This window comes from Streptomyces sp. NPDC001515 (assembly GCF_053597115.1).
On the sequence record NZ_JBSFHN010000054.1, the window covers coordinates 1 to 21,276 of the forward strand.

Here is a 21,276-nt window from a genome sequence, read left to right on the forward strand (position 1 = left end):
CCGGAAAGCTCCACACGCAGCGGGTACGCCTCGTCAAGGTAGAAGGACAGGGCGCCGGCCCGCCCGGCGGGTCGGTCAGTAGCCGGCGACGCCGAGGTCGCGGCAGATCTCGACGAGTTCGGGGTGCACGTAGCGCCCGTTCTCCTCGATGGCGACGCCGTCCAGGTAGATGGACGGGCCCAGCACGCTGCCGTCGGTGTGGGCGGCGGCGACCCACGGCTCGCCGCCGATCCAGGCGCCCTTGGTGCCGATGCCGAGTTCGACGCAGCCGAAGACGCGCTCGTCCTCGACGATGCGGCCGGTCGGGGCGAGGACGCCGGGGTTGAAACCGAGCGACCAGTGGGCGACGCGGAACATGTTGGGGTCGTCGAAGGACTCCATCCAGCGGCGGAAGGTGTCGGCGTCGGCACCGCCCTCGATCTTGGTGACGACGCCCTTCTCGACGGTGCAGCGCACCGGGGAGCGCAGCAGGCCGATCTCGTCCGGCGGCCACAGGGCGCCGTCGAAGACCAGAACGCCGTCCTGGGTCTCTTCGAGGGGGTTCCAGGAGATCTGGCCGGAGAGCATGACGGTCTCGCCGGGCTTCTCGGCGGGCTTGCCGCGCAGGTTGATCGGGCGGTCGCCGTTGCGGCCGACCAGGTCGGTGCCGTTGGCGGAGGTGATCCGGACCTCGTCGGCGGCCTCCAGCAGGGCGACCAGGGCCTTGCCGAGGCGTATGACGCCCTGGAAGTCGGGTCGGCCGACGGTGGCGACCAGCATCTGGACGTCCATCGCGGTGAGGTTGGTGTACCGGCAGCCGTTGGCCATGGCGGCGCGGAAGGCGTCGGAGTGCATCAGGTACGAGACGGCGAACTCGATCCACACGTCGGCGTCGGCGATGGCGCCGGCGACGGGCCGGGGCGGCTCCATGGAGGCACCGGGCAGCGTCTCGTACCAGACGATGACGGGGTGCGCGCCGGCCGCGGCGACGGCCTGGGCGGTGGCCTCGACGACCCGGCGGTCGCTGCTGGTGTCGCCGGTGAGGACGACGTGCTCGCCGCGCTTGACGAGCATGACCTCCTCGACGAGCTTGCGGGCGGCCAGCGCGAGTTCGAAGCCGAGGTACTCGGGGCGCGGTTCGAGCCTGCTGTACATGTCCATGGGGGGTTCTCCTTGCCGTGCGGGTGGTGCGGGGTGGTGCGGAAGGTGGTTGCGGGGCGGCCGTCAGGTCTTGAGGATCTGGGCCGAGTCGCCGAGCGAGCTGCCGGCGATGAGTCCGGCGCCGACCAGGTTGAGTTCCTCGTCGGCACCGGAGCCGCGCAGCCTGCGGTAGACGACCCGGACGACGAGGGCGCCCAGGACGAGCCAGCAGGCCTGCGGGGTGAGGATGAGCAGCCCGGTGGCGAGCATGACGCCCATCTGCCGGCGGGTGCCGCCGATCAGCTGGACGGCGGCGCCGGGAAGGGCCCAGAGCAGCATGGTGCGCACCGCGTCGGGGTCGCTGAGTCCGCTCTTGATGGTGTCGGCGTAGACCTTGGCGACGGGCGGGATGAGGCCCTGGCCGAAGTAGGAGCGCCAGGCCACGGCGACGACGACGAGGGCGACGCCGAAGCCGATCAGGGCGGCCAGGAACTGCTGGCGGCGGCCCTCGCGCTCGAAGGGGTCCCAGGGGCGGTGCTCACGGCGCAGCAGCCAGCCGGCCTTGAGGTCGTAGCCCATGTCGGCGAAGGCGGGTCCGGTGGCGGAGACGTAGCCGATGAGGAGGGCGAGCGGGACGGAGGGGATGCCCATCGCGAGGCCGAGGACGAGGAAGATCAGGGTGACGGCGAAGGACGGGAACCAGCCCGACTGCATGGCCGCGAGGCCGACGATCAGCTCGTGGACCAGCGCGGCGAAGGCGGCGAAGAGCACCCAGCCGACGAGGCCGAGCGGGCTCATGTCGCCGATCAGTCCGCCGAGGACGGCGAGGACGACGGCGCCCGCGGTGAACAGCGCGTAGCCGCGGATCAGGGAGAGACGCAGCGCGCGCTCGTCGACGGTGTAGGCGGTGGTGGGGTCCGCCTGCCGGAGCGTGGCGGCGCTCTCCTCGGCCTCGCGGGCGGCCGTGTCGCGCTTGCGGGCGCGGCGGCCGGCGAGCATGTGGACGGCCTGCCCGAGGGCGACGATGCCGGCGCCGACCATGATGCCGTGCGGGATGTACCCGGCGCCGAGGTCGGTGGCGAAGAGGTCGGGGCTGTACTGGCGCAGCATGAGCCCGATGCCGAACATCATGAGGGCCCAGACATTGCCGAGGAAGGCCACGCCGGCGGCGGAGAGCGGCAGGCTGAAGAGGGTGCCGACGAGTCCGACTGCGGTGCCGCCGGCCAGGATCAGGGCGCGGCGTCCTCCCCGGTCGCCGGCCTTGATGGTCTCGGCCGCGGCGGTGCCGGGCGGCCAGGCGGCGTCGGCGGGCAGCAGCCGGGAGCCGAAGGCGCGGTAGAGCACCCAGGCGTCGACGACGAGCCCGATGGTGGCTCCGGCGAGCATCGGCCAGACGAGGTCCTCGCGGCCGAAGACGTAGGGCACGGCGACGGAGGTCAGCAGCGCGTTGGCGGAGGCGAAGGTCGCCGCTGAGATGGCGCTCTGGGCGAGGTTCTGCCGGTGGACGGAGCGCATCCGGCGCAGGAAGCCGAGCGGGATGCGGCCGATCAGCATGGCGACGAGGGCGCCGACGACCGAGGTGTTGGCGGAGATGCCGAGCTTGGACACCAGGTCGATGCCGATGACGGCGCCCACGGCGGAGAGCACCACGAGGACGACCAGCAGGACGGGTTCCGCCACGCGCGGGTGCGACCGGGACTCTTCGGAGCCTGGCGGCTGGGCAGGGTGCGGCGCGGAGACGTGGTGCGCCATGGGGCACCCCCTTCGGTGAGCAGGGCTGGGTGGGGCCGGGCCCCGGCGGTACGGGCGGGGCCGGCGGAGGCGGTGTGCGGCGCGGGTCAGCCGCCGAGGGCGGCGGTGATCTCCGCCGCCCCGGCGCGTACCAGCGTCACGAGGGTGTCGGCGGCCCGGTCCACGCGGTGGGAGGGGCCGATGACGGTGAGGGAGGCGGGGACGCCGTCGCCCTGGAAGACGGGGGCGGAGACCGCGGTCACGGCTTCGTCGTACTCGCCGTGGCTGATGCAGTACCCGTCGGCCCGGACCCGGGCGTAGCAGTCGAGCAGCGCGTCCAGGTCGGTGATGGTGCGGTCGTTGAACCGGGTCAGTCCGGTGGCGCCGAACATCTGCCGGATCTCGCGTTCGGGGTGGTACGCGAAGAGGGTGTGGCCGGAGGCTCCGGCGTGGCCGGGCATGACGGCGCCGATGATCGCGGTGTAGCGCACCGGGCCGGTGCCGTCGACGGCGGCCTCGCAGCGGTAGCTGCCGCCGTGCGGGACGTTGAGGACGACGCTCTCGCCGGTCTCGCGCAGCAGCCGGGCGAGTATCGGGCGGGAGAGCGAGGAGAGGACCCCGCTGTGTTCGCTGACCCGGGCCAGCCGGGAGAGGGCGGGTCCGGGGCGGTAGCGCCGGCTGTTCTCGTCGCAGAGCAGGAAGCCGCGCGCGCTCAGGGTGGTGAGCAGGCGCTGGACGACGGCCTTGTCCCAGCCGTGGTGGCGGGCCAGTTCGCTGACGCCCCATTCGGGCCGCTGCTCGGTGAAGGTCAGCAGGACGAGCAGGGCCCGGTCCACGGTCTGGAGGACTCCGGGGGCCTGCCGTGCGGCAGCGGCCTCGGGGGTGGTGTCCGCGCCCTTCTCCGCCATGGGCCGGGCCTCCTTCGTGCAGGTCGTGCGCGTATCGGTGCGGAAATCGCAACGACGTTGCGATTTCTGGCGAAAGGATGCGGGCGCACCCGGCGGGTGTCAAGGGTTTCCCGGAAAGATCCGGACGAGGGCGTTCCGGCGGGCGGCACCGGCCCCCGGCGCACGGGCCTCCGCCCCGCCCGTTCACCCGTTCGGCGTAATTCGTCGCGCCCTGCCGCGCCTCCGCCCTGCGGGGCCTGCGCCGTCCCGGCGCGGGTGTGGCCGCCGGTGCCGGGGGTGCGGGCGGTTGCAGCGCCCATCCGGGTGAGGCGCGATGGAAGCCGGACGCGCCTCCCCTGCTGGACCCACCCACAGGACGCGCCCGAGCGAGGAGGAATCGGCCATGGGAGCCGCTGACGGTTTCACGGATTCCGGAGAGCTCGACGGCCTGACGGCGTACGACGCCGCGGGTGAGAAGATCGGCAACGTCGGGCGGGTGTACGTCGACGACCACACCGGCCGACCCGACTGGGTCACGGTCAAAACCGGTCTGTTCGGCATGAAGGAGAGTTTCGTGCCCCTCGCCGGAGCCCGCCGGGTGGGCTCCGACCTCCACATCTCGCACACGAAGGACCAGGTCAAGGAAGCCCCCCGGGTGGACGCGGACGCGCATCTGTCCGTCGCCGAGGAGGAGGAGCTCTACCGGCACTACGGCCTGACCAGGAACACCACGACCGCGATGGGCGATCGCGCCGGATCCGGCGGCACCAAGGGCGCCGACGCCCCGACGGCCGCGGGGACGGGCACGATGGGCGCGGCGGGCGCCGGAGCCGGTGCGGCGGCCGGGGCCGGCGCGATGGGCGCGGCGGACTCCGACCGCACCGGGACCGCGGGCTCCGGGACGGCGGCGGCCGGCGCGGGTGCCGGTACGGGCACGGGCCGGCACCGCGACACCGCGGCGGCGGGCACCTCCCGGCCGCTGGTCGGTGCGGGCGCCGAGCGGTCCGCCGGTGACCCCGGCGGCAAGGAGGAGATGATCCGCTCCGAGGAGCAGCTGCACATCGGCACCGAGGAGTACGAGAGCGGCAAGGCCCGCCTCCACAAGTACGTGGTCACCGAGAACGTCACCCGGACGGTGCCGGTGACACACGAGGAGGTGCGGGTGGTCCGCGAGCCGCTGCGTCCGGGCGACAAGACCGCCCGGTCGGACCTCTCCGAGCAGGACGTGGAGGTCACGCTGCACGCCGAGCGCGCCACCACGCACAAGGAGACCGTGCCCGTCGAACGGGTGCGGATGGAGACGACCAGGGTGACGGAGCAGAAGGAGGTCTCCGCCGAGCTGCGCAAGGAGCAGATCGACTACGCGGACGGCACCGGCAAGAGCGGGAAGGACATGCCGGGCAGGGACACGGGCGGTGACCTGGGCAAGGGACGCCACCGCTGACTGCCCCACCCCGGCCACCGGCCGCAGCGCTCCACGCGGACGAGGGGGCGGACCCGCACCGGGTCCGCCCCCTCGTCCCGCTCTCCCACCGCCCCGTCCTCCGCACCGCCCCGGTGTTCACACCGGCTGCGGCAGGAAGCGGACGGAGGGCCGGTGCCCCGGCCCGTCGGGGGTGACGACCGCCCGTACCCGGTAGACCTCGGCTATCAGCTCCTCGGTGAGGACCTCGGCGGGGGTGCCGGCGGCGACCACCCGGCCCCGGTTCAGCACCGCGATCCGGTCGCAGAACATCGCGGCCATGTTCAGGTCGTGCAGCGCGATCACGGCGGTCAGCGGCAGCGCGGTGACCAGCGACAGCAGTTGCAGCTGGTGCTGGATGTCCAGATGGTTGGTCGGCTCGTCCAGCAGGAGTTCGCGCGGGCACTGGGCGAGCGCGCGGGCGATCTGCACGCGCTGGCGCTCGCCGCCGGACAGCGTGTGCCAGGACTGCGCGCGCCGGGCGGCCAGGCCGGTCCGCTCCAGCGCCGCGTCCACCGCCGCCTCGTCCTCGGGCGTCGGGGCCGACCAGGCGCGCCGGTGCGGGATGCGGCCGAGCCGTACGACGTCCACCACGTTCAGGTCGGCGTCGGTCGCGGCGTGCTGGTCGACGACGGCGATGCGCCGGGCGGCCGTGCGCCGGCCGATCCGCGCGAGCGGATCGCCGTCGAGGGTGACCACACCGGCCTCCGGGGCGAGCACCCCGGCCAGGATCCGCAGCAGGGTGGACTTCCCCGAGCCGTTCGGGCCGATCAGCCCGGTGGTGCCGCCGGGAGGCGGGGCGAGCGAGACGCCGTCCACGACGAGCCGGCCGCCCGCCCGCCGGTCCACCCGGTCGGCCCGCAGGCCGACCGGCTCCCCCGCGCTCACGGCGTCCGCCGGGTGCGGTGCAGGACCAGGACGAAGGCGGGGACGCCGATCAGGGCGGTGACGACGCCCACCGGTACCTCCTGGGGATCGAGAACGGTACGCGCCAGGGTGTCCGCCCAGACCAGGAACACGGCCCCGGCGAGCGCCGTGACGGGCAGCAGCCTGCCGTGCCCGGATCCGGCGAGCGCGCGGGCCGCGTGCGGCAGGACGAGGCCGACGAACCCGATGGCGCCGGCGGCGGCCACCAGCGCGGCGGTCAGCAGGGCGGTCGCGCACAGCAGCACCGTCCGGGTGCGTGCGACCCGGACCCCGAGGGCCGCCGCGGCGTCCTGGCCGAAGGCGAAGGCATCGAGCGTACGGGCGTGGCCCAGGCAGACCGCCAGGGTCGCGGCGAGGATCGCGGCGCAGGTGGCGACCTCGCTCCAGCCGGCGCCGCCGAGCGAGCCGAGCAGCCAGAACAGGACGCCCCGGGTCTGCTCGGCGTCGGCGGCCGTCATCACGACGAGGGAGGTCAGCGCGGAGAACAGCTGCATGGCGGCGACCCCGGACAGGACGACCCGGTCGGTGCTGCCTCCGAGGCTGTGGCTGAGCGCCATCACCAGCGCGAAGGAGCACAGGGCCCCGGCGAAGGCGCCGGCCGACAGCGACACCGCTCCCCCGCCGACTCCGAGGACGACGACGGCGACCGCTCCGGTGGACGCCCCGGAGGAGACGCCGAGGACGAACGGGTCGGCGAGCGGATTGCGCAGCAGCGCCTGCATGACGGTGCCGCAGACGGCGAGCCCCGCACCGCACACCGCGGCGAGCAGGGTCCGGGGCATGCGCAGGTTCCAGATGATGCCGTCGCGGATCGGGGAGAGGTCCGAGGTGCCGAGGCCGAGATGGGCGCCGACGGCGGACCAGACGTCGGGGACGGAGATCCGGGCGGGTCCGATGGTGACGGCGACCGCGACGGACAGGGCGAGCAGCAGGGACCCGCCGGCCCAGCCCAGTCCGGCGCGCAGCGCCCGCCCCGCCGCGCGGCCGGCCGCCGGCGCGGCCTCGTGCGGGGGCGCGGCCGGTGCGGTGTCGCTCACCCCGCCAGCCCGAAGGAGCGCAGTCCGGCCGCGACGCGTTCCACGCCCTCGACGGTGCGGATCGACGGGTTCATGGCCTGGCCGCTGAGCAGCACGTACCGCCGGTGCCGTACGGCGTCCATGGTCCGGGTGACGGGGTGGGACTCCAGGAAGGCGATCTTCCCCGCGGCGCTCTCGGCGGTCTGGGAGCGGCGGGTGAGGTCACCGATGACCAGGACGGAGGGATCGCGGTCCGCGACGGTCTCCCAGGTGATCTGCGGCCATTCCTCGTGGGTGTCGTCGAAGACGTTCTTCGCGCCGAGTGCGCGGGTGATGATGCCGGGGGCCCCGCAGCAGCCCGCCAGGTAGGGGGATTGCGCGTTGGCGAACCAGTACATCAGCGTGGCGCCGGAGGCGTCGACGGTCGCGGTGGCCTTCCGGACGCGTGCGCGGAGCGAGGCGACCAGCTTCTCGCCCCGTTCCGGTACGCCGAACACCCGGGCCAGCTCGCGCACTTCGGTGTAGACGCTGTCCAGGGCGAGGGTGCCGGTGCGCACCCCGTCGCCGTCCTTGCTGTTGTCCTTGGCGGTGCAGTCGGCGGGCGAGACGTAGGTGGGCACGCCCAGCTCCTCGAACTGTTCGCGCGGGGCGACGCCGCCCTTGGCCAGGGTGGAGGCGAAGGAGGCGCTGACGAAGTCGGGTTCCCGGTCCAGGACCTTCTCGGACGAGGGCCGGTTGTCGGAGATCCGGGGCACCGTGGCGGCGGCCTTCTCCAGGCCCTTCATCACCGGGTCGGTCCACGTGGCGGTCGCGGCCATCCGGTCCGCGAGGCCGAGCGCGAGCAGGATCTCGGCCGAGCCCTGGTCGACGGCGACGGCGCGTTCGGGGGCGCGGTGCACGGTGACGGCGCGCCCGCAGTTCGTGAAGGTCACGGGGTAGCCGGCGGCGTCCCCGTTGCCGTCGGCGGGCGTCTGCCCTCCGGTGCCGCAGGCCGTCAGCAGGACGAGCGCGGCGGTGAGCGGGGCGATGGTGCGGGCGTGGCCGAAGAGGGGCGGCACGGAGTACCTCGTCGTCTCGGGGCCCATGCGCGGGGCCCGGTGTACGGACTCCGCGGCCCGGTCCGGACCGCGGGTGCCAGCAGGTCTTCGGACTCGGGTTCACGCGGACGGGGCGCCTTCCCGGGAAACCGTGGTCTCCCAGTGGCCGTGGCCCCGCCCGTCCCCCTCACCGCTGCGCGTCAGTTCCGGATTCGCACCGGATTCCCTGACTCCTGGCTGGAGTTCGACTGGCACCGGGCACGCTACCACGAGCTTCCGCGCAGCTCAGCGGCGGTGCGGGCCGGTGGCCGGGGGCGCGGCCCCCTGCCACCGGCCACCGCGCGGGCACCCGGACGCGCCGGGCGCGGCAGGAACCGCCGGTCACCGCCGGAACGCGCGACGACAGGGCGTCGGGCCGGTCACCCCTTGGGGCGAACCGATTCGCCACCGGGGCCGGAGGTCTCCGCACGCCATGTCCCGGGCACTCCCGCCGGCTCCTCGGCGGGCCGGGTGTGCCAGGAGGCCCCCGGGTCGTCGTAGACGTCGGTGTACCGGGGGCCCGCGATGGGCCAGTCGGCGAGGAGTTCGTCGGGCAGCGCGAACGCCGCGGCCAGCTCCCGCAGATGGGGGGCCACGGCGGCGATCAGCTGCTCGACGGCGTCGGTCAGCCCCTCGACCTGATCGTTCGTCAGCTGTCCGTCGGCGAGCAGGTCCCCGCTGTTGCGGGCGATCCAGCGCAGGGCGAACAGCCGGGCCAGTTCGTCCAGCCGGTCGCGCGCCGGGCCCTCGGGCAGCTCCGCGAGCGCCTGCGCGTACGCCTCGGCCGCATGGCGGTAGGCATGGGCCTCGACGCCCCGCAGGGCCGGTCCCGACGCCGCGTTCCAGCGTTCCTTCGGGTCCTCGTGCTCCACGCGGGCCATCCGGCGGGCGGCCCGTGCGAACCAGAGCTGCTCGATCCGCTCCAGCAGGGCGGCCAGGTGGCGCGGATCGGTGAGGTCGCCGGGGGCCGGCCGGGCGGGCGGGCGCTCGGGGGCGTCCCGCACCGCGTCCAGGAGCAGGCTCGCGGCGGCGCGGGTGTGGATGGCCAGATTGTCGCCCTCGGCGGTGATGGCGCCCTCGACCCCGGTGACCAGCTCGGTCATCCCGTTGTGCTCCAGCAGCCCCTGGGCGCCGCAGCGTTCGCGGCTCTCGACGATCACGGACCGGGCCTGCCAGGTGATCCAGCCCTTGGCGACGTCGACCAGGCGCCCGGCAGCCGCGCGGTCGGCGGCCCCGGCCCGCTCGGCCCGCTCCCAGCGGTCGAGGGCGCGGCGGTGCAGCAGGCTCATCGCGAAGACCGTGGCCATGGCCTCGGCGAGCGGGCCGTGGTGGCTGCGGTGGGCGGAGACCGGCACGGGCGGGGCGCCGCGTCCGCCGGAGACGAGGCGGTGTCCGCCGTAGCGGACGGCGACGGCGAGGGTGGCGCGGGCCGAGCCCACCGCGCTGGCGCTCATGCAGATCCGTCCGGCGGTGACCCGGCCGATGGAGACGAGGAAGCGGCGCCTGCGGCCCTCGGTGCCGCTGCGGAAGACCCCGTCGTCACCGATCCGCCCCTGCACTCCCCCGAGCATCGCCCCGCGCGGCACGAAGACGCTGTCGAAGGAGGTCAGGCAGTGGTCGACCGGGCTGCCCATCCGGGCGGGCAGCAGCCGCACCCGGATGCCGGGCAGGGCCCGGGTGGTGTCCGTGAGCGGCACCAGGAAGAGGAAGACGCCCTCGTCGACGCCGTCGACGAGCAGCCGGGCGGCGACGAGCCCCGATTTGGGGCCGCCGGCCGGGCTGGTGTTCGGCATGAACTTCTGCGCGCCGGCGTGCGGGGTGTGCAGGACGAAGCCGTCCCGGTCGGGGTCGTAGGAGGCGGTCGTCTCGAGGGCGGCGGCGTCGTTGCCGTGCGCCACCTCCGTGCACAGGAAGGTGCCCATGCGGCGCAGCGCGAGGAAGTCCGAGAGGTCGCGGGGGTGGTCGGGGTCGTGGTCCAGGAGGCTGCCGAGGAACAGGTTGTAGTGGATGCCCGCGACGGTGGCGAGCGCCGGGTCCACCGGGGCGAGCCATTCGTGCATGGCGGCCAGGGCACGCGCGTCGCTCGCCGGGCGGGCTGCGCTGTCCAGGGAGCTGTTGAGGACGCGGAGCCGCCGGTGGGCGAGGGCGAGGCGTTCCTCCGGGGTGGGGCCGGGGGCCGGGCACGCCGGGCGGCGAAACGGTTCGGTGGCCACGAGCCACCGCCAGAAACCGTGTTCGCGGCGGGCGTCCGGGCCCAGGAGGACCGCGGTGAGCCGGTCCGTGACCGGCCGGGCCGCGGCCTGCGCCGGGCCCTTGGTGTCGAGAAGGGTGGTCATACGATGAAAACGAGCAGGATTCGGCCAGGACACCCGGAAACCTGCATAAGCGAGCGATTTCCGTACACCCGTGGGTGTCGGGTACCCTCCGCCCTCCGCCTCACCCGTTCGCAGCAGTCCGCCGCGCCCGGCCCTCCCCCAGGGCATCCCCTTGGTTCATGGAACGGGACCCCGACGGGCCGGACGCGGCCGGCGAGCATGCCGAACTCGAAGCGCTGCGCGCCCGGGTGGCACGGCTGGAAGCCCGGCCGCCCGGGCGCGGCGGGCACCGCGTGCGCTCCTTCTTCGCGGCGCTGCTGGTGCTCGTGGCCGCCGTACTCACCCCGCTGAGCATCGTGTCGAGCTGGGCGAGCGACATCGCCGGGGACACCGACCGCTATACGGCGATGATGGACCCGCTGGCCTCCGATCCCGACGTCCAGGCGGCGGTGTCCGCCCGGGTCACCGCCGCGGTGATGGACCATCTGGATCTCGACGCGCTGCTGGCGGACGTGGCCCCCGCCGACCGCCCCGTCGTCGACAAGGCGCTCGGCAGGCTCGGCGATCCGCTCACCGCCGGGGTGACCTCGCTGGTGCGCGGCACGGTGGACCGCTTCGTCACCGGCGACACCTTCGAACAGGTCTGGCGCGAGCTGAACGCGCGGGCCCACGCCACCGTCGTCAAGGCCCTGACCGGACAGGGCGGCGGTGCGGTGAAGCTGACCGACGACACCGTGACGCTGGACCTCGCCCCCGTCATCGACCAGGTCAAACAGCGGCTGGTGGACCGGGGTCTGACGGTGGCGGCGAAGATCCCCGAGATCCACACCGACTACACGCTGCTGACCTCGGACGCGGTCGGCCGGGCCGAGAAGGGCTTCCGGGCGCTGCAGATCCTCGGGTTCTGGCTGCCCGTGATCACGCTGGTGATCGCCGCGGGCGGGGTGCTGCTGGCGGTACGCCGCAGGCGGGCGCTGGTCGCGGCGGCCCTGGCGGTCGCGGCGGGCGCCGCGCTGCTCGGCCTCGCGGTGTGGGCGGGACGCGCCTTCTACCTCGACAGCCTGCCCCCGGACGTGTCGCAACCCGCCGCGGGCGCGGTCTTCGACGCGCTGGCCGGATTCCTGCGCGCCGGGGTCCGGCTCGTGGTGACGGTCGGCGTAGTGGTGGCGCTGGCCGCCTGGCTCACCGGACGGGGCCGCGCCGCCTCGCGGGTGCGGGCGATGTGGGGAGGGGGGATCGGCGCGGTGCGGCAGGCGGCGGGCTTCACCGGCGGTCCGGTGGGCCGCTGGGTGCACCGGGCCCGCCGGCCGCTGAACTGGACGGTGGTCGTGGTGGCGGTCGCCGTGCTGGTGGCCTGGGACCGGCCGACGGGGCTGGTCACGGTGTGGATCGCGCTGTGTGCGCTGGTCGCCCTCGCGGTGGTCGAGTTCCTCGACGACGACGGGGCGCCTCGTCTGACGGCGCGGGTCTGAGGCCCCCGTCCGACGACGCGCGGGCCCGACGGCCGGCCCCGGCTCTGTCATGTCCCGGTCGTTCAGTAATGCCCCAGTAACGGGGGGCGGATACAACACCCGCAGTGCGGCGACGCCGGGCGGTGAGGGGTGCGGCATTCTCCGGAGCCACCGCCGCGGCAGCGTCTCGTCGCACGATGACGGTGCCGCCGTCCCCGTGGGGGGTGGCGGTGGCACCGTCGCGCCCGCTCCCGTCCCGGGCCGTGTCAGGAGGATCCCGTGACACCGCCCAGCGCCGCGTCCAGTTCCGCGGCATCGGGCGGGTTGGCGCCGGCCCGGGAGACGGTCACGGCCGCCGACGCCACCGCGTACCGAAGGACGTCGGTCACGGTGGCCCGGTCCGGCGACCGCAGCCGCTCCCGGCCGGCGGGCCCCAGCAGCCCCCGGCCGGCGAGCGCGTGCAGGGTGCCGGACATGAAGGCGTCGCCCGCCCCGACCGTGTCCGCCACCGGGACGGTCGGGGCCGGCACGGTCAGCGGGCCCCCGGGCAGGAGGGCGCAGGCCCCGCCCGCGCCCCGGGTCACCAGCACCAGACCGGGGCCCCGCCCCAGCCACCGTCCGGCGGCCCGCACCGGGTCCTCCCCCGGGTAGAGCCACGCCAGGTCCTCGTCGCTGGCCTTCACCACATCGGCGAGCGCGACGCAGTGCTCGACCCGCCGCACGGCCTGTGCGTGGTCGCCCATCAGCGCCGGCCGCACATTGGGGTCGTAGCTGACGGTCGCCGCCGTCCGCAGCGACTCCACGGCCGCGAGCACCGCGGCGGCCCCCGGCGCGGTGACGGCGGCGATCGATCCCGTGTGGACGTGCCCGGGGGTCCGGTCCAGAGCCACGGGGCCGAGCGTCCAGCCGATCTCGAAGGCGTAGGTGGCCCGGCCCGCGCCGTCCAGCGTCACGGCGGCGGACGGAGTGGCGACGGCGGCGCCGTCCGTACGGACCTCGACGCCCGCACCGGCCAGATGACCGCGGATCAGCCGCCCGTGCGCGTCCGTGCCGAGCTGGGTGAGGAGCGTCGTCGGATGTCCCAGCCGGGCCAGTCCGTGGGCGACGTTGGCCGGGCTGCCGCCGGGGTGGACCCGGTCGTCCTCGCCGGGCAGACGCACGATGTCGGCGACGCATTCGCCGATGACCAGCAGGTCGGATCCGTCGGGCATGGGCGGGGTCTCCCGGGGTGCGTGGTGGCGGTGTCCCGGCGGCGGGCCCCGCCGGACGTCGGTCGCCCCCGATCCTGCCGTACGCACACCAGGGCGGAGCCCTCCGCACCCCGGCGGGGCGGAGGGCTCCTCGGCGGGCGGGCGGCTACGACGCGGGGGCGCCGCCCTCCTCGCCGTAACGCCGTTCGAACTTGGCGATCTGACCCTCGGTGTCGACGACGCGCGCCTTGCCGGTGAAGAACGGGTGGCTCTCGGCCGAGATCTCCACGTCGATGACGGGGTAGGTGTTGCCGTCGTCCCAGTCGATCGTCCGGTCGCTCGACGCGGTGGACCGGGTCAGAAAGGCGTAGCCGGCCGAACGGTCGCGGAAGACCACGGGGCGGTAGGTCGGATGCTTGTCCTGCTGCATGCCTGCTCCTGGGAAGGTACGGGTTCGGGCGCGGGACCTCCCGGCCAGCCTCGCGAACCGGGGCCGTCCGCGCGATCCCCACGCGTCCGTACGGGGCACCGCCCCACGGCGACCGGCGCGGGGTCAGCCCTCCAGGGCGTCGGCCACCCGGCCCAGGAAGCGGGCGTGGGCGCGGGCGCTGCACACCGGCTCCGGGTTCCAGGGCACCACCCGGGCGGTGTTCCCGCCGGCCGCGGCCCAGGGGCCGCCGGGCGGGAGGGCGGCGAGGGGGGTGGCGTGGGCCCGGGAGTCGGCGAGGACGACGTCGGGCACCGGCTCGGCGGCCTGTTCCCAGCCCGCCGTGGACCAGTTGGCGCCCGGCCCGTCGGCGGGTTCCACCAGATCCACGCCGAGTCCGGTCAGCACCCGCAGTTCGGGCCACATCCGGGGGCGGGCCAGGTGCACGCGGTCCGGGCCGTCCGGGGAGAGGGCGAGGACCCGGGCCCGGCGCGGCCCCGCCGTGAGTGCGCGCAGCCGGTCCCGGGCGGCGTCCCGCTCCCGGCCGGCGCTGCCGGGCTCCGCGCCGCCCAGCGAGCGGGCCAGCTCGGCGAACCGGCCGGAGATCTCCGCGAAGGTGCGCCCCTGACCCACGTCGACGACCACGACGGGGACGTGGCCCTCCAGATGTTTGGCGGCCTCCGGGTCGAGTCCGTACACCTGGCCGCCGCCGTAGCCGACGGCGACCACGAGGTCGGGCTCCCCGCTCAGCAGCGTGTCGACGTCGAGCGCGGCGCCCGCGCCGATGTACGCGACGTCGCCCGGGGGCAGCGCGCCGGTCTTGGCGGGGTCCGGCGCGGCCGGGTCGTCGTGCCCGGAGCCGAATATCGCGTGGGGGCGGATGCCGTGGTCCTCCAGGGTCGCCCCGGCCTGGACGTAGGCGAGGATCCGTTCCGGTCGCCGTCCGGCGGTCGACACCTGCCCCCGGTCGTCGGTGAACCGCCACTGCGTCCGCTCAGCCATGCCATCCGCCTCTCGTCACCGGTCGTCCGCCCCCCGTCGCGGTCTCGTCGGGGTCTTCCTGCCCAGCGTGCGGTCCGGGAACCCGGGGCCGGGGTCAGAGGTCCGGGTCCGTGGAGCGCACCAGGTAGGTGACGGGGCCGGGGTCGGGGACGGCGATCTCGGTGAAGCCGAGCCGGTCGTAGAAGTGCCGGGCCGGGGTGTTGGCGGTGAGCATGGACAGGTGCACGCCCTTGACGCCCCGGGCGGCGAGGGCCGCGAGGAAGGTCCGCATGAGCTGTCTGCCGTAGCCCCTGCGCTGCCAGTCGGGCAGCAGGTCGATGTGCAGATGGGCGGGGTGGTCGGCGAGTTCGGGCAGGATCATGCGTTCCGGGTCGTGCAGGAGGCCGGTCATCTCCTCGGTGGGGGTGGCCGGCGCCCGGCCGGGCCGGGGGTAGCGGTCCTCGACCAGGGGGAGCCAGCGTTGCCTGAAGTCCCGTACGAAACGCGGGGTGTCGGCGGTGCCCAGGATGTAGCCGACGGCCCGGCCGGTGCCGTCGTCCAGGACGAAGGCCAGCTCCGGTTCGAGGTGGGCGTAGGGTGCGGCGAAGATCGTGGGCATCAGCGCGTGATCGGGGTAGAGCTGCCGGGAGTCGCCGCCGTTGTCGGCGGTGCGGACGCAGATGTCGTCGAGGGCGGCGCGGTCGTCGGGGCGGTAGGGCCGTGGGCCCGGAAGCGCGGTCATCCGGCCATCCTGCGAGCTTGGGAGCGCTCCCACAAGTGCTTTGACGGATGCCGCCCCCAGGCCGGGCGGCGGACCCCGAGCCGGGTCCGCGCCTTCGCGGGGGCGCCCGGTAAACGGGCCCGGTCAGCCGTTGACGGTCGTCAGCAGCACCGCGGCGTCCTCCAGGGCGAGCAGTCCGTGCCGCTCCTGGGGGATCGGGTGCAGCCGTCCGGTCGCGAGGTCCACGTCCCCCGAGGCGGCGGTGAGCCGGACCGCGCCGCGCAGCACCTGGAGGGTGGCGGCGGGTGGGGCGTTGTGCTCGTCCAGCGCGCTGCCCGAGGTCAGCGCGATGACGGTCTGGCGCAGCGGGTCCTCGTGGAGGAGCAGATGGGCGCTGCGGCCGTGCGGGGAGGTGCGGGCCTTGTCGAGGTGCTCGTCGGCCAGGGCGTTCAGGTCGTGGGGTGCGTCCATGTGCCCACTGTGCCGCAGCCCCCGCTCCCCCGCGCGTTCGCCCGGCCCGGCCGCGCGCGGGGCACGGCCGGTCCGGCGAACGCGCGGTCCGCGGTCAGACGCGCAGCCAGACGGCGGTGTCCCGGGGCAGCCGCCCCGCCGCGTCCAGCGGGCCGCTGGCCAGCAGCAGCGCGCGGTGCTCGGGCAGCGCGGCCGGTTCCTCGGCCAGGTTGACGACGCAGACCAGGCCCTCGGTGCGGGCGAAGGCGAGGACGCCGGGTGCGGCGTCCAGCCAGGTCAGCGTACGGATTCCCGGTTCGCCCCCGGTGGAGAACCCCGGTTCGGTACGGCGCAGCCGCAGGGCTTCTCGGTAGAGGGTGAGCATGGAGTCCGGGTCCCCGCTCTGCCGGTCGGCGGCGTAGGCGGACCAGCCCTCGGGCTGGGGCAGCCAGGGCTCGGCGGTGGAGCCGAAGCCGGCGTGCGGTTCGGCGGCGTGCCAGGGCAGCGGGACCCGGCAGCCGTCGCGGCCGGGATCGGTGCCGCCCTTGCGGAAGTGCATCGGGTCCTGGATGCGGTCCAGCGGGATGTCGGCCTCGGGCAGTCCCAGCTCCTCGCCCTGGTAGAGGTAGGCGGCGCCGGGCAGGGCCAGCGAGAGGAGTGCGGCGGCGCGGGCCCGCCGGATGCCGAGGGCGAGGTCCGTCGGGGTGCCGAATACCTTGGCCGCGAAGTCGAAGCCGGTGTCCGCGCGGCCGTAGCGGGTGACGGTGCGGGTCACGTCGTGGTTGCACAGGACCCAGGTGGCCGGGGCGCCGACCGAGGCGTGCTCGGTGAGGGTGTCGTCGATCGCGGTGCGCAGCCGCGCGGGGTCCCAGGGGCAGGCCAGGAAGTTGAAGTTGAAGGCGGTGTGCAGTTCGTCGGGGCGCAGATAGCGGGCGAACCGTTCGGTGTCCGGGAGCCAGACCTCGCCGACGAAGACCCCGTCGTACTCATCGGCTATGGCGCGCCAGGAGCGGTAGATGTCGTGCAGTTCGTCGCGGTCGACGTACGGATGGGGGTCGCGGCCCTCGGTGAAGTCGGGGAGTTCCGGATCCTTGGCGAGCAGGGCGGCGGAGTCGATGCGTACACCGGCGACCCCGCGTTCGAACCAGAAGCGCAGGACGTCCTCGTGCTCCTGGCGGACGGCCGGGTGGGCCCAGTTGAGGTCGGGCTGCTGGGTGGCGAAGAGGTGGAGGTACCACTGGCCGTCGTCGAGCCGGGTCCAGGGGGTGCCGCCGAATTCGGAGACCCAGTCGTTGGGCGGGATCTCGCCGTCGTCGCCGCGCCCGGGGCGGAAGTGGAACAGCTCGCGCTCGGGGCTGCCGGGGCCGGCGGCCAGGGCGGCCCGGAACCAGGGGTGCTGGTCGGAGACGTGGTTGGGCACGATGTCGACGATGGTGCGGATGCCCAGCGCACGGGCCTCGGCGATCAGCTTCTCGGCCTCGGCGAGGGTGCCGAAGGCGGGGTCGATGGTGCGGTAGTCGGCCACGTCGTAGCCGCCGTCGGCGAGGGGCGAGAGGTACCAGGGGGTGAACCAGAGCGCGTCCACGCCGAGTTCGGCGAGGTAGGGCAGTCTGGTCCGGACCCCCGCGAGGTCGCCGGTGCCGTCACCGTCGCCATCGGCGAAGCTGCGCGGGTAGACCTGGTAGATGGCGGCGTCCCGCCACCAGTTCGTGGTGGCGTCGGACGGACGGTTGGCTGCCACGTGACGTTCCTTTCGGGCAGGTGGGACTCCGCCGCCGGCCCGTCGGGCGGGGCAGGATGGGAGAGCCGGCGGCGGAGTGCTGGGGGGGGAGGGCGGCCGGGCGGGACCCCGGGTCGCGGGGCGCGGCCCGGGAAGGGGCTAGCCCTTGAGACCGCCCGCGGTGAGACCGCTCATGATGTTGCGCTGGAAGAGCAGGAAGATGAGCAGCGTCGGGATCGACGCGATGGTGAGGGCCGCGATGAGCACGTTCTCGGGCACACCGCTGGCCAGGGAGTAGATGCCCACGTTGAGCGTCTGCTTCGACGGGTCGGGGAGGGTGAGCATCGGCCAGAGGAAGTCCTTCCAGACCCCCACCACGGCGAAGATGGAGACGACGCCGAGGATCGGCCGGGAGATCGGCAGGATGATCGAGCGCAGGGTGCGCAGCGGTGAGGCCCCGTCGATGGAGGCGGCGTCCAGCAGTTCGCGCGGGATGGAGTCGAAGAAGCGCTTCAGCAGGAAGATGTTGAAGGCATTGGTGACCGACGGCAGCCAGATCGCCCAGGGCGAGTTGACCAGGTTCCGCTGGAAGACGGGTACGTCCAGGACCGTGAGGTACTGGGGCACGACCAGCACGGTCGCCGGGATCATCAGGGTGGCCAGCATCATGCCGAGGATGGCCTTGCCGAAGACCGGCCGGAGCTTGGAGAGCGAGTAGGCGGCGGCCACGTCGAAGACGAGCTGGAAGGCGAGCGCGCCGAAGGCGTAGTAGAGCGTGTTGAACAGCAGCTTGGACAGGTCCATCACGTTCCAGGCCTGGCTGTAGTTCTCCGTGTGGACCGATCCGGGGAAGAAGGTGGGCGGGCTCTGGACGACTTCCTGGGTGGTCTTGAGGCCGCCGGTGACCATCCAGTACAGCGGACCGAGGAAGACCGCCGTGAAGACGATGATCACCAGGGCGAAGACCGTCCAGTAGACGGCCCGGCCGCGCGGCCGGGCGAGCTGGGCCGGCGAGACGAGGGTTCGCCGGCGGCCGAGTTCGGCGCGCCCCTTGGAGGCCCCGCGCCGTTCCTTGCGCGCGCTCCCGCGCTGGGAGACAAACGTCTTCGATGCCATGGTCGGGCTCCCGTCCTAGTCTTCGCTGCTGCGGCTCAGTCGTACGTACACCGCGGAGAATCCCGCGAGGACGACGAGCAGGACGAGGCCGAGTGCCGCCGCGCTGCCGTAGTTGTTGAAGTTGAAGGCGTACTGGTAGATGAGGTAGACGACGGTGGTGGTGGAGCCCTCGGGGCCGGCGCCGTTGGTGAGCAGGAACGGCTCGGTGAAGACCTGCATCGTCGCGATGATCTGCATGAGCAGGAGGAGCGAGAGGATCAGCCGGGTCTGCGGGATGGTGACGTGCCAGATCTTGCGCAGCAGCCCCGCCCCGTCCAGTTCGGCGGCCTCGTACAGCTCTCCGGGGATGCCCTGGAGGGCGGCCAGGTAGATGAGCGTGGCGCCGCCCATGTTCATCCAGGTCGCCGCGATGACGACGGAGAGCATGGCGGTGTCGGTGTCCTGGAGCCACTGCTGCGCGGGCAGGTGGAAGACGTCCAGGATGCGGTTGAACAGGCCGTATCCGGGGTCGTAGAAGTACTTGAAGAGCAGGACGGACGCGACGGGCGGCAGCATCACGGGGAGGTAGACGAGCAGCCGCAGATAGCCCTGTCCGTGACGGAACTCGTTGAGCACGACGGCGACGACGAACGGGACGACGAAGCCGAGGAGCAGCGCGAGCACGGTGAACAGCAGGGTGTTGCGCCACGCCTGCCAGAAGGCCGGGTCGTTGAAGACGTAGGTCAGATTGGACCAGCCGGCCCAGGTGGTCGTGCCGTCCTCGGTCTTCTGGAAGGCCAGGACGAATTCCCGGACCATCGGATACCAGGAGAAGAGCGAGAAGCAGAGCACCGCTCCGATGAGGAAGCCGTGCGCCGAGATGTTGCGGCGCACGGCGCGCAGGAACTCCTCCCGGCCGGAGGCCCGGCGGGCGGGGCCCGGGGGTCCGGGGCGGGGTCCGGTCGCCTTGCGCGGGGACAGGGTTGGGGCCGACATGGTGTCTCCTCGGTGCCGTTGAACTGAGCGGGGCGGGTGCGGGGCCGGGTCCGCCGGACCCGGCCCCTCGCGTCCCTTACCGGTTCGCCAGAACCTGGTTGACCTGCTGCTCGGCGGTGGAGAGCAGCTTGTCGATGTCGGCGCCCTTGTTGGTCAGCACGCCGGACATGGCGTTGTCGAGGATCTTGTAGATCTCCTGGGCCTTCGGCGGCTCGGCCTTGCCGGGGACGGGGTTGTCCATGAAGGCCTTGAAGTTCTCGACGGGCATCGTCGCGTTCGCGGCGCGCGCGGCGTCGTCCTTGGTCTTGCTCGCGCCGAGGAAGAAGTTCGGCTGCGGGAGGCCGACGGGGAGCTTGTCGGCCTTGGTGCGGGCCCAGTCGAACTGTCCCTTGCCCGGGGTGAGGTTCTTGAAGGTGAGCCAGGCCACGGCGGCCTTGATCTGGTCGGGCGAGCTGCCCTTCTTGATCAGGTAGTTGTTGCCGCCGAACAGCGTTCCCTTGGCGCCGGGGATCGGGCCCAGCCCGAAGTTCTCGTACGAGGCGCCGAGCTGCTGCACCATGTACGCGATGTCGTCGGGGGCGGCGAGGAACATGCCGAGCTTGTCGCTGGCTATCTGCTTCTGGAGGTCGCCCCACTTCAGCAGCTGGGTCTTGCCCATGCTGTCGTCCTCCCAGCGCATGTCGTGCAGTTGCTGGAGGACCTGCCGGCCGGTGTCGTTGTTGAAGGCGGCCTTCGTGCCCGAGGCGTCGACGATCTCGCCGCCGAGGCCGAACTGGGTGGCGGCGAAGTGCCATCCACCGTTGTTGCCGGCGCTGTACTCGCCGTAGCCCGAGATGCCCTTGCCCAGACCCGCGATCTTCTTGGCCGCCGCGCGGACCTCGTCCCAGGTGGCCGGGGGCTTGTTCGGGTCGAGACCGGCCTGGGTGAACAGCTTCCGGTTGATCATCAGGCCCATGGTGTAGTTGCTGGTCGGCAGGCCGTAGAGCTTGCCGTCCTTGCGCGCCACGTCGACGACCTGGGGCTGGATGTCCTTGAGCGTCGGAACCGTCCTGTCGGTGACGTAGGCGGAGATGTCCTCGGCGCCGTCGTTGTCCAGGACCTGCTGGAGGTCGCTGAAGTAGGCGTAGAAGACGTCGGGTTGCGACTTGCCCTTCAGCATGGCGGTGAACCGGGGCGGCTCGTTGCACTGGCCGGGGGTGGACTTCCCGTTGATCGTGACGTTCGGGTAGGTCTTGTGGAACGTCTCGATGTCCTCGTTCCACTCGCGCAGCTCCGCGGCCTTGGCCGCCGGCGGCATGCAGTCGATCGAGATCGTGACCTTGGTCTTCGGGTCCAGCGGGGCCGAGGGGTCGGACGACCCCTTCCCGGCGCTGTTCGAGTCGTTGTCCTTGCTGCTGCTCGTGCCGCAGGCCGCGAGCGAGGTCAGGGCAAGGGCGGTGACAAGGGCAGCCGCGGAGGCACGGCTGATACGGCGTGTGCGGCGCAACCCGGCACTTCTCATCGATGGTCCCCTTCGGGCATGAGCGTGGAAGGCCCTCGGCCGGCTCTCTGCCGGGGCGAGGCACACTCAACCAGCGCCGACATGTGAACGCAATATCTCGCGCAGTTTTCGTAAAAGTTTGACAGTCACCCGCACGCGGCATGCGGTGCCCGGCGTGAGCGCAGCACGGGGCGCCGCCCGGCGAACCGGACGGCGCCCCTGGGAGCAGGCC

Annotated in this window: 18 protein-coding genes and 1 riboswitch; of the genes, 2 read left to right on the plus strand and 16 right to left on the minus strand. The window is 73.5% G+C overall.

What is annotated here, in order from left to right:
- Nucleotides 1-75 precede the first annotated feature (75 nt).
- From ACWCXC_RS35415 to ACWCXC_RS35425, 3 genes are all read right to left on the minus strand, one after another.
- Entirely contained in the window at nucleotides 76-1,140 is a 1,065-nt protein-coding gene (locus ACWCXC_RS35415) for a hypothetical protein (protein ID WP_450679832.1), read from the minus strand.
- A 63-nt stretch (nucleotides 1,141-1,203) separates the two neighbouring features.
- Nucleotides 1,204-2,871: an OPT/YSL family transporter gene (locus tag ACWCXC_RS35420; RefSeq protein WP_450891644.1), complete on the minus strand. Its 1,668-nt coding sequence runs from the start codon at nucleotides 2,869-2,871 to the stop codon at nucleotides 1,204-1,206.
- An 86-nt stretch (nucleotides 2,872-2,957) separates the two neighbouring features.
- Nucleotides 2,958-3,758, minus strand: coding sequence for an IclR family transcriptional regulator (locus ACWCXC_RS35425; protein ID WP_450679830.1), 801 nt, complete (start codon nucleotides 3,756-3,758; stop codon nucleotides 2,958-2,960).
- A 382-nt stretch (nucleotides 3,759-4,140) separates the two neighbouring features.
- Between ACWCXC_RS35425 and ACWCXC_RS35430 the strand changes: the two genes are divergently transcribed.
- Nucleotides 4,141-5,181 carry a PRC and DUF2382 domain-containing protein gene (locus tag ACWCXC_RS35430; RefSeq protein WP_450679829.1) on the plus strand — a complete coding sequence of 347 codons (1,041 nt, stop codon included), beginning with the start codon at nucleotides 4,141-4,143 and terminating at the stop codon, nucleotides 5,179-5,181.
- A gap of 117 nt (nucleotides 5,182-5,298) precedes the next feature.
- On the opposite strand, the gene ACWCXC_RS35435 is transcribed toward ACWCXC_RS35430, so the two are convergent.
- The 4 genes from ACWCXC_RS35435 to ACWCXC_RS35450 all read right to left on the minus strand — a co-directional run bounded on the left by ACWCXC_RS35435 (nucleotide 5,299) and on the right by ACWCXC_RS35450 (nucleotide 10,554).
- Entirely contained in the window at nucleotides 5,299-6,087 is a 789-nt protein-coding gene (locus ACWCXC_RS35435) for an ABC transporter ATP-binding protein (protein WP_450891645.1), read from the minus strand.
- Nucleotides 6,084-7,091 carry a FecCD family ABC transporter permease gene (locus tag ACWCXC_RS35440; protein WP_450679933.1) on the minus strand — a complete coding sequence of 336 codons (1,008 nt, stop codon included), beginning with the start codon at nucleotides 7,089-7,091 and terminating at the stop codon, nucleotides 6,084-6,086. Before ACWCXC_RS35440 ends, ACWCXC_RS35435 begins: the two co-directional genes overlap by 4 nt.
- Before the next feature lie 68 nt (nucleotides 7,092-7,159).
- A complete protein-coding gene (locus ACWCXC_RS35445; RefSeq protein WP_450891646.1) occupies nucleotides 7,160-8,227 on the minus strand; it encodes an ABC transporter substrate-binding protein in 1,068 nt (355 codons plus the stop codon).
- Between the two features lie 34 nt (nucleotides 8,228-8,261).
- Nucleotides 8,262-8,447: riboswitch (cobalamin riboswitch) on the minus strand.
- Nucleotides 8,448-8,598: 151 nt separating this feature from the next.
- On the minus strand, nucleotides 8,599-10,554 hold the full coding sequence (locus tag ACWCXC_RS35450; protein ID WP_450679826.1) for an acyl-CoA dehydrogenase: 1,956 nt from the start codon (nucleotides 10,552-10,554) through the stop codon (nucleotides 8,599-8,601).
- Between the two features lie 158 nt (nucleotides 10,555-10,712).
- On the opposite strand from ACWCXC_RS35450, the gene ACWCXC_RS35455 reads away from it, so the two are divergent.
- Nucleotides 10,713-12,005, plus strand: a complete 1,293-nt coding sequence (locus ACWCXC_RS35455; protein ID WP_450891647.1) for a hypothetical protein — start codon at nucleotides 10,713-10,715, stop codon at nucleotides 12,003-12,005.
- A gap of 245 nt (nucleotides 12,006-12,250) precedes the next feature.
- On the opposite strand, the gene ACWCXC_RS35460 is transcribed toward ACWCXC_RS35455, so the two are convergent.
- The 9 genes from ACWCXC_RS35460 to ACWCXC_RS35500 form a co-directional block, all read right to left on the minus strand.
- Nucleotides 12,251-13,195 carry a carbohydrate kinase family protein gene (locus ACWCXC_RS35460; protein ID WP_450891648.1) on the minus strand — a complete coding sequence of 315 codons (945 nt, stop codon included), beginning with the start codon at nucleotides 13,193-13,195 and terminating at the stop codon, nucleotides 12,251-12,253.
- Nucleotides 13,196-13,340: 145 nt separating this feature from the next.
- A complete protein-coding gene (locus ACWCXC_RS35465) occupies nucleotides 13,341-13,604 on the minus strand; it encodes a type B 50S ribosomal protein L31 (RefSeq protein ID WP_450679823.1) in 264 nt (87 codons plus the stop codon).
- 123 nt (nucleotides 13,605-13,727) lie between these two features.
- Nucleotides 13,728-14,603 (minus strand): ABC transporter substrate-binding protein, encoded by an 876-nt coding sequence (locus ACWCXC_RS35470; RefSeq protein WP_450891649.1) that lies wholly within the window; start codon nucleotides 14,601-14,603, stop codon nucleotides 13,728-13,730.
- 94 nt (nucleotides 14,604-14,697) lie between these two features.
- Entirely contained in the window at nucleotides 14,698-15,324 is a 627-nt protein-coding gene (locus ACWCXC_RS35475) for a GNAT family N-acetyltransferase (RefSeq protein ID WP_450679821.1), read from the minus strand.
- A gap of 123 nt (nucleotides 15,325-15,447) precedes the next feature.
- The gene (locus ACWCXC_RS35480) at nucleotides 15,448-15,774 is read right to left on the minus strand and encodes a cupin (protein WP_450679820.1); all 327 of its coding nucleotides are present in this window, start codon (nucleotides 15,772-15,774) and stop codon (nucleotides 15,448-15,450) included.
- 94 nt (nucleotides 15,775-15,868) lie between these two features.
- The gene (locus ACWCXC_RS35485; protein WP_450891650.1) at nucleotides 15,869-17,494 is read right to left on the minus strand and encodes a glycoside hydrolase family 13 protein; all 1,626 of its coding nucleotides are present in this window, start codon (nucleotides 17,492-17,494) and stop codon (nucleotides 15,869-15,871) included.
- A gap of 138 nt (nucleotides 17,495-17,632) precedes the next feature.
- The gene (locus ACWCXC_RS35490; protein WP_450891651.1) at nucleotides 17,633-18,589 is read right to left on the minus strand and encodes a carbohydrate ABC transporter permease; all 957 of its coding nucleotides are present in this window, start codon (nucleotides 18,587-18,589) and stop codon (nucleotides 17,633-17,635) included.
- A 15-nt stretch (nucleotides 18,590-18,604) separates the two neighbouring features.
- Nucleotides 18,605-19,564: a carbohydrate ABC transporter permease gene (locus ACWCXC_RS35495; RefSeq protein ID WP_450679818.1), complete on the minus strand. Its 960-nt coding sequence runs from the start codon at nucleotides 19,562-19,564 to the stop codon at nucleotides 18,605-18,607.
- Between the two features lie 76 nt (nucleotides 19,565-19,640).
- The gene (locus ACWCXC_RS35500; RefSeq protein ID WP_450679817.1) at nucleotides 19,641-21,065 is read right to left on the minus strand and encodes an extracellular solute-binding protein; all 1,425 of its coding nucleotides are present in this window, start codon (nucleotides 21,063-21,065) and stop codon (nucleotides 19,641-19,643) included.
- Nucleotides 21,066-21,276 lie beyond the last annotated feature (211 nt).